We start from the raw sequence: 15,020 nt of genomic DNA on the forward strand, positions 1-15,020 counted from the left end.
CTGAATATCTTAATTTTTAATTTTAAAGAAAAATCAAATGAAAATAAAAGATCATTTTCTATCTCAGGAAATTTTTGAAATTATTGAAACAGATACCAAAGGAGTTTTCAAGACCTCCCCTATTCCATCCAATATTTCGAAATATTATGAAAGTGAAGATTATATTTCCCATCATCAGGATTCCGGAAGTCTTAAAGAAAAACTGTATAAATTTTTGCAGTCCTTTAATTTGCAGTACAAAAAAAATATCCTTTTAGACCGAATCAGCAAAGGATCAAAAGTATTGGATTATGGTTGCGGAGCCGGAGAATTTGTAAAGTTTATAGAAAATGATTTCGAAACTTTCGGTTTTGAACCGGATGCAGATGCAAGAAAAGCAGCCCAGAATAAAATTTCAAAAGCTACTATTTTAGATAATATTCATTCCATTGAAGATAAAAGTCTGGACGCAATTACTTTATGGCATGTTTTTGAACATATCGAAAATCAGGACGAGATGCTGGAAATTTTCAACCGTAAACTAAAAGACAAAGGACTGTTGATTATTGCCGTTCCCAATCCTACTTCTTACGATGCGATACATTATAAAGAATATTGGGCGGCGTATGATGTTCCGAGACACGTCTATCATTTTTCAAAAAACGGTATGGAAAATCTGATTGCCAAAAAACCAAATTGGAAAATGAGAAAAATCAAACCTCTAGTTTTGGATTCTTATTACATCTCTATGCTAAGCGAAAAATATAAAAAATCATCCCTATTTTGGCTTAAAGCAACGATCTACGGAACGATTTCTAACGTAAAAGCCCTTTTTTCGAACGAATTTTCAAGTTTGATATACATTATCGAAAAAAAGTAGAAAATCGAAATTTAAGCCATTTCTGAAGGTCAATTTTTCAGAATTTGAGCCTTGAAAATCAAAATCCCGGGAAATTCTCCGGGATTTTATTTTTTATTACCTCCTCTACTCGATTCAATTTTCTGAATATTTTTTTCACAAGATTAAATTTTGGAAAAAATCAGATTAGAATTTTAAAATTTGTTAGTAAAAAGTTAGTAACTCAAAATTTAACTCTATTTTTCTTTACCATTAAACTTTTCATACAAAGCATATTTTAATTTTTTTTGAAAATTAGAAAACTAACAATAGTTTTTAAAAACTTCAATTTTAATCCTTTTAGAATTTTGAAAATTTTAATCATTATATCATCATCATATTTTTTGACTTTTCGACTAATTTTGAAATTAACTCCAATATGAGCAATTAAGTAAAAAATGAATCAGCAAAAATTTTTATCCATTTCAGAAATTTCAATTCTCTGGAAATTTTCAGGATTTGAGAATTTATTCTTTGATAAATCAAAAATGAAAATTTTTAATTTGTTCTTCGTATTTGAAAATTAAAAATACTGATCGTTTTTTAAGAACAATATTTAAACTTTAAAAATAATTTATAAAAATTTTAAAGCTTCATAATAAACTTTTATATAACAAAAGATTTAAACACTTTAGTTTCTTAAGTTTATTACTTAAAAGGAAAAAGAATACATAAGTAAAAAATCAAAGATTTTTCTCTTTGCAGACTTTTGTAATACTTTAAATAAATTCAATAAAGTCTTTTGTATCTTTTGCGGTTAAATTTAAAATGACTTTGAGCAAGCTTAAAATAAAAAGTCCGCCGAAAAAATCAGCGGACTTAAGATATACAAATTAATTTTCTTAATTGTTAATGGCAGCAACACCTGGAAGTTCCAAACCTTCCAGACTTTCCAACATTGCTCCTCCACCGGTAGAAACATAACTTACTTTTTCTCCGTAACCGAATTGCTTCACAAACGCAACACTGTCTCCTCCTCCAACTAAAGAGAAAGCTCCCAATTTTGTAGCTTCGGCAATACTGTCTCCCAATGCAACAGTTCCTGCCGCAAAATTCGACATTTCGAAAACTCCGATCGGTCCGTTCCAAAGAATCGTTCTGGAATTTAACAATACATCATTGAACTGATCTCTCGATTTCGGACCTGCATCCAGTCCCATCCATCCTTCAGGAATTTCGTAAATATCTACTTCTTTTCTGTCGGCATCATTACTGAAACTTTCAGCAATTACTGTATCAGACGGAAGATAAACTTTTACTTTATGTTCCTTCGCTTTTTCTAAAATCTCCAGTGCTAAAGGTAACTTATCTTCTTCCACTAAGGAGGTACCGATCTTTCCGCCTAAAGCCTTAATGAAAGTAAACGCCATTCCGCCTCCGATGATTAAATTATCAACTGCCGATAAAATATTTTCTATAATGGTAATTTTAGTTGAAACTTTAGAACCACCAAGAATAGCTGTAACAGGTCTTTCACCGCTTTTTAGTACTTTATCAATCGCCTGAAGCTCTTTAGCCATCAATAAACCGAAAAATTTAGTTGATGGGAAAAATTTAGCAATAACCGCTGTTGAAGCGTGCGCTCTGTGAGCTGTTCCGAATGCATCATTCACATATGCATCTGCTAATTTAGAAAGCTGTTCTGCAAAAGCTTCATCGCCTTTTTCCTCTTCGTTATGAAAACGCAGATTCTCCAACAAAAGAATTTCTCCCGGCTTAAGCTCAGAAGCAGCCTTTTCAGCCTTTTCTCCAACACATTCGTCCACAAACTTAACTTCCTGTCCTAAAACCTCAGAAACCTCGTCTACGATATGTTTTAGCGAAAACTCGTCTTTAACCTCTCCTTTTGGTCTTCCCAAGTGAGCCATCAGAATTACAGAACCACCATCTTTAAGGATTTTATCCACGGTCGGTTTTACTGCAACAATTCTCGTATTGTCTGTAACTTTCAGCTGGTCGTCCTGCGGAACATTGAAATCCACTCTTACAAGCGCCTTCTTTTCATTGAAATTGAAATCATTGATTGTTTTCATATGTACATTTTATATTTTTTCGGGTGAAGTGAACCGACTTTGAGAATCCATAAGCTTTAATTTTCCGGCAGGTCGGGTTCATTCATTTCGTTCAAATTTTGTTTCACAAATGTAAGATTTTAAAATTTTCAGAACGATTCAAGCTTTGAAAAGTTTTCAAAAAGTTTCCCGCAGACTCATCATTCATCAATCAACATAATTTCTTTTCTCTTAAAAAAAGAAAAATGATACTGTTGTTGAGTATTGTTAGTTTAGGGGATAAATTTTAATGAAATACTTTACCACATTTAATTTTAAGCCAATTCACAACTTATATACATTGTAATCCATTGATTTCATAGTATTTCACATCGTTATTAACAATTGTGGGTAACTTTCAGAATTTAGTATTATTAATAAATATTTTATGGAAAAGACTGAGAATTCTCCCCAATAACTTTGTGTAAAAAAATGTCGGATCTATGAAAGTAAAATTCCATTACAAAATTTTTCAATGTTACGAAACTTTAGTTTTAGAACTTTTTTCAACAGTTACCCACAAGCGTTTTCACAATTAACTCGCAAAAATTTAAGACTTATCCACATTATACTTAACTTTGTGTGGAATAAATCTATTAAAGGCTTAATACAAGTATTATGAAAAGAAAAATAGCAATTGCTGCAGACCACGCAGGCTATGAATACAAGGAGATTGTTAAGAACTATCTTTCAGAACGTTTTGAAATTCAGGATTTTGGCACGTTTTCCACAGACAGTGTGGATTATCCGGACTTTGTACACCCCGCTGCTACATCTGTTGAAAACGGTGAAAATGAACTGGGAATTTTGCTGTGCGGAAGCGGGAACGGCGTTCAGATCACTGCCAACAAACATCAGAAGATTCGCTGCGCACTTTGCTGGATGCCGGAGATTGCTTCCTTGGCAAGACAGCATAATGATGCCAATATGATTTCGATCCCTGCAAGATTCATATCAAAGGAAGTGGCTATCGAAATTGCTGAGAAATTCCTTTCTACAGACTTTGAAGGAGGTAGACATCAGAGCAGAGTAGACAAAATTGCATTCTGCTAAAAGTATAAAGGCTTGTAAATCAATTTGCAAGCCTTATTTATTTTTTATTTTGTATATTTGCAGCGTCCAATAGAAATTACCATCTATTATTTCCTTACAAGCCTGTAGAAAATTTAAAAACACATTATTAAAAGGTTTTTCTCCACTCTTCTCCATATTTGTATTAAATTTATACAAAACTAAAACTTCCGTTGTAGAATAAATGGAAGGAAAATTGATGGGTTTTTACCAATAAACTAAACTTTAAGATTTAAAAAATCTCTTGTTAGAGGATGATTTAAATCCCTCTGATGGGGAGATCAGAATTGAAAATTTAACGAATTACAAATTAAAATGGCAAAAAAAAGAAAATATATAAGTCAGAAAAATGAACATAAACTAAAGGAAATCGGAAGACTGATCCTTAGATTTATGAATGAAAATTCTACGAAAGTCTACAACTATAAGCAGATTGCAGACGGAATAGATTATAAGAATCCAAGACAGAGAGAGCTTGTGATTCAGGCACTGCACAGATTGCAGGCTGCCGAAAGAATTAAAGAAACAGAAAAAGGAAAATATATTGTTAACCTTAATATCAAAGGAACGTTAACAGGAATTATCGATTTCAACCAGTCCGGTAATGCTTATGTAAAGGTAGAAGGTCTTGAAGATGATATTTTTATCCACTCCAAAAACGTAAAAGATGCTTTGCAGGGCGATAAAGTATTAATTGTAACCTATACCTATAAAGGCAAAAAACTGGAAGGTTCTGTTCTGGAAGTCTTAGAAAGAACGAGAACAGAATTTGTGGGAACTTTACAGATAGTTCCTCACAAAGATTTTGGTTTTGTGGTTTGTGATAAAAAGACCATTAATACTGATATTTTTGTTCCGAAACCTAAATTTGGAGGTGCGGAAGACGGCAATAAAGTGATCGTAAAAATGACGGAATGGAGATCGGGAGATAAAAATCCGGAAGGAGAAATTATCCAGGTTTTAGGAGCTCCGGGAGAACATGAAACGGAGATCCACTCTATTCTTGCCGAATATGGACTGCCGTACGAATTCCCTGAAGAAGTGGAAAGAGATGCTGATAAAATAGACAGAAGCATCAATGAAGAAGAAGTTGCAAAAAGATGGGATATGCGTGGAATTACAACCTTCACCATCGACCCGAAAGATGCAAAAGATTTTGATGATGCTTTATCCATCAGAAAATTAGACAACGGAAACTGGGAAATCGGAGTTCATATTGCGGATGTTTCGCATTATGTGGTTCCAGGAACGATTCTGGATGATGAAGCTTACCAGAGAGCCACTTCCGTATATCTGGTAGACCGTGTTGTACCGATGCTTCCGGAAGTTTTAAGTAATGATGTCTGTTCGCTGCGTCCGCACGAAGATAAATTTACTTTTTCAGCCGTTTTTGAGCTGAATGACAAAGCTGAAATCAAAAAACAGTGGTTCGGAAGAACGGTAATTCATTCAGACAGACGATTTACGTACGAAGAAGCGCAGGAAAGAATTGAAGGAAAAGACGGTGATTTTAAAGAAGAAATTCTGGTTTTAGATCAATTGGCGAAAATCATGCGTCAGAAAAGAATCAAAGACGGAGCGATTACTTTCGACAGAAGTGAAGTACGGTTCAATCTGGATGAAAACAACGAACCGGTGGGAGTTTACTTTAAAATAAGCAAAGATTCCAATCATTTGATCGAAGAATTTATGCTGTTGGCGAATAAGAAAGTATCGGAATTTGTTTCTCTGAACAAGAGAGGGGAAATTTCGCAGAATACTTTTATTTACAGGGTTCACGACGATCCGGATCCTGCAAAACTGGAATCTCTGAGAGATTTTGTGTCGACTTTCGGATATAAAATGGACTTGGCGAATACCAAAAAAGTAGCGGAATCTTTAAACAAATTACTGCACGATGTAAAAGGTAAAGGCGAAGAAAATATGATCGAAACTCTGGCGATGCGAAGCATGAGCAAGGCGGTTTATTCTACAGAACCTATCGGTCACTACGGATTGGGATTTGATTATTACAGCCACTTCACCTCTCCTATCCGTCGTTATCCGGATTTAATTGCACACAGATTGTTGCAGCATTATCTTGATGGTGGAAAATCTCCGAACAAGGCAGATCTTGAAGAAAAAGCAAAACACTGCAGTTATATGGAAAGACTTGCGGCAGATGCGGAAAGAGATTCTATAAAATTCATGCAGGTGAAATTTATGGAGAAACATTTGGGAGAAACTTTCAACGGGGTTATTTCAGGCGTGGCGGAATTCGGTTTCTGGGTAGAAATTCCTGAAAACGGTGCGGAAGGATTAATCAAATTAAGAGATTTAACCGACGATTCTTACTCTTATGATGCAAAAACTCACGCCGTGTACGGAAACAGACATGGTAAAAAATACCAGTTGGGAGATCAGGTTCAGATCAAAGTGGTTAAAGCAAATCTTATTCAAAAACAATTGGATTTCAAGATTGTGGATTAGATTTTACAACAAAGAACTATATTTAGGAACTGCAAGAAATTGCAGTTTTTTTTATTTTACTTAAAATTTATTTGATGGGAAAATACTGTTTTAGAATTATAAGAAATATGAATACTGTAGCTCTTTTACTGGGCTTGCTATTATGTATTGAATGCAAAAGAAATGAACAGAAAATAGTTACTGAAAAGAGCGATCAGTCGCATTTTATAAAAGACAGCTTACCGTACAGTCCGTCTCTGAAATCAGCTTTAACCCGAATTAAAAGTTTTGATGACGGTAAAGGATCTGATGTCGATGTAATTAATAATTTTAGAATTGAAGAAAATTCCTGGAAAGAAGAAATTGAAAATATTTATCTAAAACTTCATGAAAAGATCAGAAAAAATGATCCTGAATCTCTTTCTTCACTTGAAAAATACCATGAAAGTTGGAAGAACTATCTGAAATCATATTATTCCTTTAAAAGAAATTTTTTATCGCATTATATCTATTCTAAGCAATGGATTTTTTATGTTTTTCCGAAATTGAGACAGGAATACAAAGATAAACTTATAGAATATTATGAATTGTATGAGTTTGATAAGTATTAATTGATCCGATGCTTTTCTTATTTGCTTTTTACAACATAAAAACTAACTTTGTATAAATAGATGAAATTATTTCATTGAAAACACCACTGAATGTTTGAACTTATATTATCTGCCATCGTTTTAGGATTCATGCTGAGTCTGGTTTTTATAGGACCTATTTTTTTCCTTTTAATTGAAACCAGCTTTTCGAGAGGTCCGAAACATGCTTTAGCACTGGATTTAGGCGTTATTTCTGCAGATCTTCTGTGCATTTTGGCAGCGTATTATGCGAGTGCAGATATTGTAACACTTATCGATAAACATCCCGGATTTTACAGGATTACCGCCATTCTGATCTTTGTGTACGGAATTGTGATGATGGTTACCAAAACCAAGATGCATATTCCCGGAGAAGAAAAATTCATCAATCAGAACTATTTTAAAACATTCGTTAACGGTTTTTTCTTTAATCTTCTGAATGTCGGAGTCATCCTTTTCTGGCTTGTAACCGTTATTTCGGTAAGAAATCAGTATCCGGATACCAGTAATTTCATCTTATACATCGGAATCGTCATCGGAACGTATCTCTTTATCGATCTGGTAAAAATATTCCTTGCGAAGCAGTTTCACGACAGACTTACCCAAAAATTAGCCAACAGAATCAGAAGAATTGTTGGCGGAATTCTCATCATATTCAGTTTCTTTATCTTCTTGCAGAGCTTTAAAAAATTCAATCAGTTTGATAAAAGACTGGAAGAAGCAGAGAAAACCGAAGTAAAATACAAAAAGACAAATGAATAAAACAATCTTTCCCAAATCCCTGAAAAAAGGCGATAAAATAGCCATTATTTCTCCTGCGGGAGCCGTAGAATCTTCCCAGCTTGAAAAGGGAATCGAAATGATTAAAAGTAAAGGTTTCGAACCCGTTTTGGGAGAACATCTTTACACGATATATGCAAACGGATACAATTACGCAGGAACGGATCAGGAAAGATTAAAAGACATGAACTGGGCGCTCAATGACAGCGAAATTTCCGCAGTCTGGGCTTCAAGAGGCGGTTACGGTTGTCAGCATCTCATTCAGCATCTTAATCTTAAAAACTTTGCCAAAAATCCAAAATGGTATATTGGGTATTCAGACAATACGGTAATCCAGAGTTATCTGCTGAAAAAAGGTTTTGCATCGATTCACGGACAGACTGTAAAAACATCGAGCTTTGGCGTTACCGAAGAAAGCTACGATCTTATTTTTAATGTTTTAAAAGGAAAACCCCTTAAATATACCCTCTCCTCTCATCAGTTTAATAAAAAAGGAAACGTCGAAGGACAGTTGGTCGGTGGAAATTTAGCCTTGATTTATGCGCTTTTAGGAACGAAATATTCCTTTGATTTTAAAGATAAAATTCTTTTCATTGAAGATATCGGCGAAAACTTTTATGCTCTCGACAGAATGATCATGAGTCTTGAATTAGCCGGAGTTTTTAATAAAATTTCAGGTTTGATTATCGGCGGAATGACCAATATGGGCGATGAAAAAGAAAATAAACAATACGAAGAAAGCTTTGATGAATTTGCCTACAAGTTAATTGCCGACAGAATTTCAAAGTATGAGTTCCCAACAGTTTTCGGTTTCCCGAATGGACACATCAAAGACAACAGACCGTTGATTATTGGTGGAAATGTGAGATTGGAGATTAAGAGTAAGGCTAAGATTGAGTTTTAAAAACGGACAAAGTGAAGAGAGCATCTAAATGAACATTTTGGATAAAAATATAATTAAAGGCATTCTCTTTATATTATTTCTGATAGCTTTGAGTGTATATTTTATCTTTTTTAAAAGAAATTTGAAGTTAGAGTACACAGAGAAATGTCCTTGTAAAAACCAGCACTATACTTTATATCAATATAGAGACACAGGGAAATTATTTGATGATAGTAAATTTGATTTTACACATTATAAAACCTTTAAATTAGAGAATAATTTAGGTTTTACAATTGATAAATTAATTCACATTGATGCAAATAAATTGGATGATACAATTTCATTATATTCAAATCTCGAACAGTCTAGCCTTTCTACAACGCAATTTTACTGGGATTGCAAAAATAAAGAGGTTTGGATTTCAAGAAAACAGAAATTATCTTTTAAGTAATGGCAGATCACAACGATTTTGGTAAAAAAGCAGAAGAATTGGCTGCTGAATATTTACAGAAAAACGGCTACAAAATTTTGGTAAGAAACTTTCGGTATCAGAAAGCAGAACTGGATTTGGTTGCCGAAAAAGATAGTTTAATTGTGGTCGTTGAAGTAAAGGCACGTTCTACTGATGTGTTTAATCTTCCACAGGAAGCTGTAAACAAACGAAAGATTAAGTTGATTGTTTCTGCTGCCAATTATTTCATGGAAGAATACAATAAAAATCAGGAAGTACGATTTGACATCATTTCCGTTCTTCCCGACGAAAATAAAAATCTGGTGATCGAACATATCATCGATGCTTTTGAAGCATTTGACGCCAACTGATTATGCAGAATATACATTGGGAAACAATATACAACGCTGTAGGATACGTTTTAAAGAATTATCCTTTAAAAATTGTTCTTTTCTGCTTCCTTTTCCTTGTTTTAGGTTTGCTGATAAGTTCCTTTTTGGTCATCATCCTAAAAAAATACAAAGCTTTATCGCGCAGACAGAAATACTACAACTGGTTTGTTAAACTTTATATTCCTGCCATTTTTATTGTCAACATCATTTTTTCTTTAAAAATTGGATTATTTTTCGGAGTGTATTTTGCATTAAAGAAAGACAGTTATTCCATTTCTGAGCAGGTCTATAATTCCAGTACATACTATATTTTTAAAGACAACAGGTCTAAAAAAGTTTTTATTGAAGATCTCAGAAAAGCTGTTAAAGATCTCAGTCAGAAAAATAACAATGCAAAGATTAAAGTCATTGATATCGCGAAAGCATACCACATTAAAAATGATATGATAGATCTTCCAAAAAACTGGATGGCTTCCATGTTTGTGAATCGGTATGGAGATAAAATCTATTCATTCATTATATACGGAATTTTGGATTCTGTTCCCAATGGAGGCATTACGAATGAGCTTTCTTATGGAGAGTTTGATGCGATATCAGAAAAACTTGTGGTACTGAACCCTGGAAATATTGAAAAATCCATCGTTCAGAAAATTCAGAATCTGTTCTTAATGATTTTAAAATCGCAGTTTAAGACCATTTTAAAAGGAATTTTATTAATTTGGGTGCTTTTAATGTGTATTCCGTGGTTTGAATTTTGGATCTATACACTTCTGATGAAAAGATTAAAAGACCATAATACAATTCAAAAATAAAAAGTAAAAATGAAAACAATATTAATCACCGGAGCAACATCCGGAATCGGAAAATCTACCGCCGAACTTCTGGCAAAACAGGGAAACAGAATAATTATCTGCGGAAGAAGGTCTGAAGTTCTTGAAGATTTAAAAAATGAACTTTCACAATATACCGAAATATTTAGTTTAAAATTCGATGTCAGAAATCTTGAAGATGCGGAAACAGCGATCAGTTCTCTTCCTTCAGAATGGAAAAATATTGATGTTTTAATTAACAATGCCGGAAATGCTCATGGATTAGATCCTTTGTCTGCCGGAAAAACGGATGATTGGGATTCTATGATCGACGGAAATGTGAAAGGACTTCTGTACGTTTCTAAAATGATTATTCCCGGAATGAAAGAACGAAATTCAGGACATATCGTCAACATCAGTTCCGTTGCAGCGAGACAGACTTATGCAAATGGTGTGGTTTATTGTGCTACAAAAAAAGCAGTGGATGTTATTTCCGAAGGAATGCGTATCGAACTCACGGAATTCGGAATTAAAGTAACAAATATTCAGCCGGGAGCGGTAGAAACAGATTTTTCGATGGTAAGATTTAAAGGAGACAGCGAAAGAGCTGCAACGGTTTACGCCGGTTACGAACCTCTGAAAGCCGAAGATATTGCAGATTCCATTGCTTACTGCATCAATGCTCCGAAACACGTCTGTATTTCGGATATGACGATCTACCCTTCTGCTCAGGCGGAACCAAGAACCATCCACAGAAAGCTATAATCTGAGTTTTGAACTATGAAACTTTTACTCTTCTTACTGTGTTTCTGTTGTATTTTAGGATATGCCCAGAAGTATTCTAAAGACGAAAAACAACTGCTTTCTCAGACGGTAAAACTGGATTCTCTCATACAGAATAACGATTCCGGAGTTTTAGATTTGTTCGAAGACGATGTTTCTTTCGGACACTCCAATGGATGGATTCAGAACTATTCGGATTTTAAGAGAGATTTCGGCTCGAAAAAAGTAATTTATGATAAGATCGAACAGATTGAAATTTCAGAGCTTAAAAAAGATAAAAATATCTGCTCACTGAGAAGAAAAATAAAAGTTTCAGGAACCTACATAAGCCAGAAATTCGAAATGATTCTTGCATTGCTGGAAATCTGGAAAAAAGAGAAATCGGTCTGGAAACTCTGGAGCAGGCAAAGTGTGGAAATAAAGCCATAAATTTGCACTGAAACAATCAATTTGGATTTTGTTGTTGATTTTAAATTTAAAAAATGAAAATTCTATATCTCGAAACCTCGTCAAAAAACTGTTCCGTAGCCATTTCCGATAATGAAAAACTGTTGTGTGTAACGGAAGAAGTTTCTGAAAACTACAAACAGTCTGAAAGTCTGCATACATTCGTAGAATGGGCTTTGGAAGGAGCCGGAATTTCCATGAAGGAAATTGAAGCAGTTTGTCTGGGGAAAGGTCCCGGTTCGTATACCGGATTGAGAATTGGTGCAGCTTCTGCAAAAGGTTTCTGCTACGGACTAAAAATTCCATTGATTGCGGTAAATTCTATGGAAAGCATCATAGAGCCTTTTTTAGACCAAAACTACGATTTGATAGTACCAATGATCGATGCGAGACGAATGGAGGTTTATACGGCGGTTTATGACGGAAAAACAGGCAAAGAAATTTCTGCAACTGAGGCTAAAATTCTAGACGAAACTTCTTTTGAAGAATTCAAAGACAAAAAAATACTGTTTGCAGGAGATGGAACCAAGAAAGCAAAAGAGATTTTACAGCTTCCTAATGCCGTATTTGATGAAAATTCCTATCCTTCTGCAAAATATTTAGTAAAAAAAGCACTTGAAAAAATAGAGCAGAAAGAATTTGAGGACATTGCTTATTTTGAGCCTTTCTATCTCAAAGATTTTCATGGAGTAAAGAAAAAAAATAAAAGCGAAGAGTAGTTCTTCGCTTTTATTTTTATTGTGGTTTTGCCGGAACTGTATTCACAGGAGGCTGCTGATTGTTATTTTGTTTTTTGGGCGGCTTGTTTCCGCTGTTGTTCATCGGCTGGCTCTGCTGAGGATTATTCATCATATTATTTCCCTGCATTTGTAGAGAACTGCCGATTCCGTTATTCTGCTGTGTCGGTTGTTGCGGAACATTGTTTACCATATCTCCCGGATTTTGAGGCACCGCATTTCCTTTATTATCGGTAGCCTGGAAGCTCAGGTCACTTTTCAGATAATTAAGCATTTCTTTGGCTTTTTCGCCTTCAGGTGTTTTACCGTAATTCAGGGCAATCTGTTCCAGTTGAAGAATCATTACCTCTTTCCCACTTGCTTTTCCTGAGTTAAATGCATTCAGCAAATATAATTTCGGAACCAGGGCATCCTTCGGATTTTGCTGGATCGCTTTTTCAATGAGATCTTTACTTTCCCCGAACTTCTCAGATTCATAAAGCGCAAAAGCCTGTTTGTACTGGTTTTCCACATCTGCGGAAGATTTTACGAAAGAACTGCTTTTAGGATTTCTTGCAAATTCTGCATACGATGTGTAAGGATAGTCTTTTAAGAGGATTTGTTTTGCTCTTTCGGCTGCCTGTGGATTTTTTTCATAATTCATGGCGAAAATCTCATACAAAGCCTGTAACATTACTTTTTCTTCAGGTTTTACATCCACCAGATCATACAGGGTTTTTGTAGCTAAAGGCGTATTGGTAAAATAGTTCTGATACATAACTCCCAAACCTAAAGAAGCGGTATCTCTGTCTTTTTTAAGCTGATCCAGTTTTGCAACATCTGTCGGAATCTGCTCTATGTAGAAAGCCGGTTCAAAACGTCTCGGATTTGGTGCAGCAGTGGTTCCTAAAGCATCATTTTTAAGATCTTCGATTGTTGCCATTTTCTTGGAAAAACGCCAGTTGTCTACCAAAGCTCTGTCTCCCCAGGTTTGCTTAAAGGTCTGGGTTCCTTTGGAAACCGTCCCTGTATTGCTGAAATAGAAACCTTTGGTTGCCACTCCGAAATCTTCAAAAGAATTTGAGCTGTTGGCAAATATGGAAGTTGCATTATAATCTCCCGTATCAAAACCTTTGCTTCTTTCTGCACGTTTTCTTTCCAGTTCTTCCCTTTCTTCTTTTGCCTTGATTTTAGCAATGTATTTATTGAAAAAATCTGTTTTCTGGTCGATAGCCATTTTTGCCAGATTCAGGATACTGTCGTTCTTTTTGATCAGATAATAGTTTCTTGAAATCTTTTTGATGTACGTAGACTGATCTGCCAAAAGGACTTTTGAAGGTTCGTAAGTCATTACCGCCAAAGCAGAATCATAATACGCTCCGGCTCCGATGTAATCATTTTTATCCAGATAGCCCTTCCCGATTTCATAGTAAGCAAGACCCCGAATTTGCCCGTCAGACACTTTTTCCTTCAGAGATTTTCTGAAAAATTCCTGAGCTTCATCCTTTTTTCCGGCTTTGTTTGCCATCAGTCCCAAAGCATAGTAAAATTCGTTTTTTCTGGATCCGTAAGTTCCTTTTTTACTGATGTCTTCAAGGTATTTTCTTGCTCCGCTGTAATCTCCGTTTCCGTTGAAAGTTTTGGCAATTTCGATCTGGGATTTTACCTCAAATTCAAAATCATTGGCGTATTTGTAAGCAGCCATAAAGCTTTCGCGAGCCTTTTCATTCTGGTTAAGACCTTCTAGAACCTGCCCTCTCAGATAAGCAATTCGGCTTTTCAGCTTTCTGTTGCTGTTCAGTTCAAAAGCATTATCCAGTTCTTTTATGGCTTCTTCTTTTTTTCCTGCATCCAAAAGAGATTCTGCATAGTAAATACTCAGTAATTTCTCATATTGCTTGGAAATTTTGTCACCTTTCAGTTTGGCAAAAGTTTCATGAGCTTTATGATAGTTTTTGATCTGATCATACGCTAAACCCTGATAAATTCTTGCCAGAGGAAGTCTTTTATCATCCTTCATGTGCGTGAAAACATAATTTAGCGCATCAAGTGCTTCCAAAGATTTCCCTCTGTAAATTCTCGCCTGTGCAAGAATCATGTACGCATCGAAAATCTGCTTGTTCTGCTCTTCACCATGTCGGATCACAGAATATTTGTTGATAGCTTTTAAAGCCTTTGCTTCTGCAATTTCCAGTGTGGTAGCCCCTTTCTGTTCCGGCTGACCGGATTCTCCAGTAGCCATTCCCGTTGCACCCGACATCGGATTTCCGGGCATTCCTGAAGGCATTTCGGGAGGACGGCCGCCACGAGAATCCGTGTTTTGCTGAGGACGGTTGATCTCTCCCATTTTCATGGAGTTTTCTGCAAATGCAGCAGACTGTCCCAGATCACTTCCCAAAGGCTGATCTTCATACGTAAGAATCGGGATATAAGGCGCATAAAAATTGTCTTTATGCCCTTTGTCGCGGGTCTCAAACTCATTATTTAAAGCATCTTTTGCATTAAATAACGTGTTGTAATATGTGGTAAATCCTTTCATAAACTTAGACCGCTGTTCAGGCTTTTTTACCTTTGTGGCGCATGAAGCAACGATACAGAGTATCAAAAGGAATAAAATATTCTTTTTCATTATTAAATATAACTCGCTAATCTACTTTTTATTATCAGTAGGATTGATGATTTT

14 protein-coding genes are annotated in these 15,020 nt (G+C 35.2%); 12 read left to right on the forward strand and 2 right to left on the reverse strand.

Annotated features, from left to right (window positions below):
• Positions 1-37 precede the first annotated feature (37 nt).
• Entirely contained in the window at positions 38-859 is an 822-nt protein-coding gene (locus PFY09_RS12890; protein WP_271159968.1) for a class I SAM-dependent methyltransferase, read from the forward strand.
• An 860-nt stretch (positions 860-1,719) separates the two neighbouring features.
• Here the strand turns inward: PFY09_RS12890 and PFY09_RS12895 are convergent.
• Positions 1,720-2,910, reverse strand: coding sequence for a phosphoglycerate kinase (locus tag PFY09_RS12895; protein WP_271159969.1), 1,191 nt, complete (start codon positions 2,908-2,910; stop codon positions 1,720-1,722).
• Between the two features lie 636 nt (positions 2,911-3,546).
• Here PFY09_RS12895 and rpiB point away from each other — a divergent pair.
• From rpiB to tsaB, 11 genes are all read left to right on the forward strand, one after another.
• Positions 3,547-3,981 (forward strand): ribose 5-phosphate isomerase B, encoded by a 435-nt coding sequence (rpiB, locus tag PFY09_RS12900; protein WP_271159970.1) that lies wholly within the window; start codon positions 3,547-3,549, stop codon positions 3,979-3,981.
• Positions 3,982-4,314: 333 nt separating this feature from the next.
• Positions 4,315-6,468, forward strand: coding sequence for a ribonuclease R (rnr, locus tag PFY09_RS12905; RefSeq protein WP_271159971.1), 2,154 nt, complete (start codon positions 4,315-4,317; stop codon positions 6,466-6,468).
• Between the two features lie 107 nt (positions 6,469-6,575).
• Complete coding sequence (locus PFY09_RS12910) at positions 6,576-7,058, forward strand: hypothetical protein (protein ID WP_271159972.1); 483 nt, start codon at positions 6,576-6,578, stop codon at positions 7,056-7,058.
• Between the two features lie 90 nt (positions 7,059-7,148).
• A complete protein-coding gene (locus tag PFY09_RS12915; protein ID WP_076391058.1) occupies positions 7,149-7,838 on the forward strand; it encodes a LysE family translocator in 690 nt (229 codons plus the stop codon).
• On the forward strand, positions 7,831-8,760 hold the full coding sequence (locus tag PFY09_RS12920; protein WP_271159973.1) for a S66 peptidase family protein: 930 nt from the start codon (positions 7,831-7,833) through the stop codon (positions 8,758-8,760). Before PFY09_RS12915 ends, PFY09_RS12920 begins: the two co-directional genes overlap by 8 nt.
• A 37-nt stretch (positions 8,761-8,797) precedes the next feature.
• Entirely contained in the window at positions 8,798-9,190 is a 393-nt protein-coding gene (locus PFY09_RS12925) for a hypothetical protein (protein ID WP_271159974.1), read from the forward strand.
• Entirely contained in the window at positions 9,190-9,561 is a 372-nt protein-coding gene (locus PFY09_RS12930) for a YraN family protein (RefSeq protein WP_271159975.1), read from the forward strand. Before PFY09_RS12925 ends, PFY09_RS12930 begins: the two co-directional genes overlap by 1 nt.
• Positions 9,562-9,563: 2 nt before the next feature.
• A complete protein-coding gene (locus PFY09_RS12935) occupies positions 9,564-10,394 on the forward strand; it encodes a hypothetical protein (RefSeq protein WP_271159976.1) in 831 nt (276 codons plus the stop codon).
• Between the two features lie 9 nt (positions 10,395-10,403).
• Entirely contained in the window at positions 10,404-11,156 is a 753-nt protein-coding gene (locus tag PFY09_RS12940; protein ID WP_271159977.1) for an SDR family NAD(P)-dependent oxidoreductase, read from the forward strand.
• A 15-nt stretch (positions 11,157-11,171) separates the two neighbouring features.
• Complete coding sequence (locus PFY09_RS12945) at positions 11,172-11,603, forward strand: nuclear transport factor 2 family protein (RefSeq protein ID WP_116098714.1); 432 nt, start codon at positions 11,172-11,174, stop codon at positions 11,601-11,603.
• Between the two features lie 53 nt (positions 11,604-11,656).
• The gene (gene tsaB, locus PFY09_RS12950) at positions 11,657-12,340 is read left to right on the forward strand and encodes a tRNA (adenosine(37)-N6)-threonylcarbamoyltransferase complex dimerization subunit type 1 TsaB (protein ID WP_116098715.1); all 684 of its coding nucleotides are present in this window, start codon (positions 11,657-11,659) and stop codon (positions 12,338-12,340) included.
• A 16-nt stretch (positions 12,341-12,356) separates the two neighbouring features.
• Here the strand turns inward: tsaB and porW are convergent, their stop codons facing one another.
• Complete coding sequence (porW, locus tag PFY09_RS12955; RefSeq protein ID WP_271159978.1) at positions 12,357-14,966, reverse strand: type IX secretion system periplasmic lipoprotein PorW/SprE; 2,610 nt, start codon at positions 14,964-14,966, stop codon at positions 12,357-12,359.
• Positions 14,967-15,020: the final 54 nt, after the last annotated feature.

It is taken from the genome of Chryseobacterium gambrini (assembly GCF_027920505.1).
GTDB lineage: Bacteria > Bacteroidota > Bacteroidia > Flavobacteriales > Weeksellaceae > Chryseobacterium > Chryseobacterium gambrini.

Bases quoted from the DNA above. Each gene is read 5' to 3' on its own strand.
- PFY09_RS12890 (WP_271159968.1), top strand. From the start codon at position 38: ATGAAAATAAAAGATCATTTTCTATCTCAGGAAATTTTTGAAATTATT.
- PFY09_RS12895 (WP_271159969.1), bottom strand. From the start codon at position 2,910: ATGAAAACAATCAATGATTTCAATTTCAATGAAAAGAAGGCGCTTGTA.
- rpiB (WP_271159970.1), top strand. From the start codon at position 3,547: ATGAAAAGAAAAATAGCAATTGCTGCAGACCACGCAGGCTATGAATAC.
- rnr (WP_271159971.1), top strand. From the start codon at position 4,315: ATGGCAAAAAAAAGAAAATATATAAGTCAGAAAAATGAACATAAACTA.
- PFY09_RS12910 (WP_271159972.1), top strand. From the start codon at position 6,576: ATGAATACTGTAGCTCTTTTACTGGGCTTGCTATTATGTATTGAATGC.
- PFY09_RS12915 (WP_076391058.1), top strand. From the start codon at position 7,149: ATGTTTGAACTTATATTATCTGCCATCGTTTTAGGATTCATGCTGAGT.
- PFY09_RS12920 (WP_271159973.1), top strand. From the start codon at position 7,831: ATGAATAAAACAATCTTTCCCAAATCCCTGAAAAAAGGCGATAAAATA.
- PFY09_RS12930 (WP_271159975.1), top strand. From the start codon at position 9,190: ATGGCAGATCACAACGATTTTGGTAAAAAAGCAGAAGAATTGGCTGCT.
- PFY09_RS12935 (WP_271159976.1), top strand. From the start codon at position 9,564: ATGCAGAATATACATTGGGAAACAATATACAACGCTGTAGGATACGTT.
- PFY09_RS12940 (WP_271159977.1), top strand. From the start codon at position 10,404: ATGAAAACAATATTAATCACCGGAGCAACATCCGGAATCGGAAAATCT.
- PFY09_RS12945 (WP_116098714.1), top strand. From the start codon at position 11,172: ATGAAACTTTTACTCTTCTTACTGTGTTTCTGTTGTATTTTAGGATAT.
- tsaB (WP_116098715.1), top strand. From the start codon at position 11,657: ATGAAAATTCTATATCTCGAAACCTCGTCAAAAAACTGTTCCGTAGCC.
- porW (WP_271159978.1), bottom strand. From the start codon at position 14,966: ATGAAAAAGAATATTTTATTCCTTTTGATACTCTGTATCGTTGCTTCA.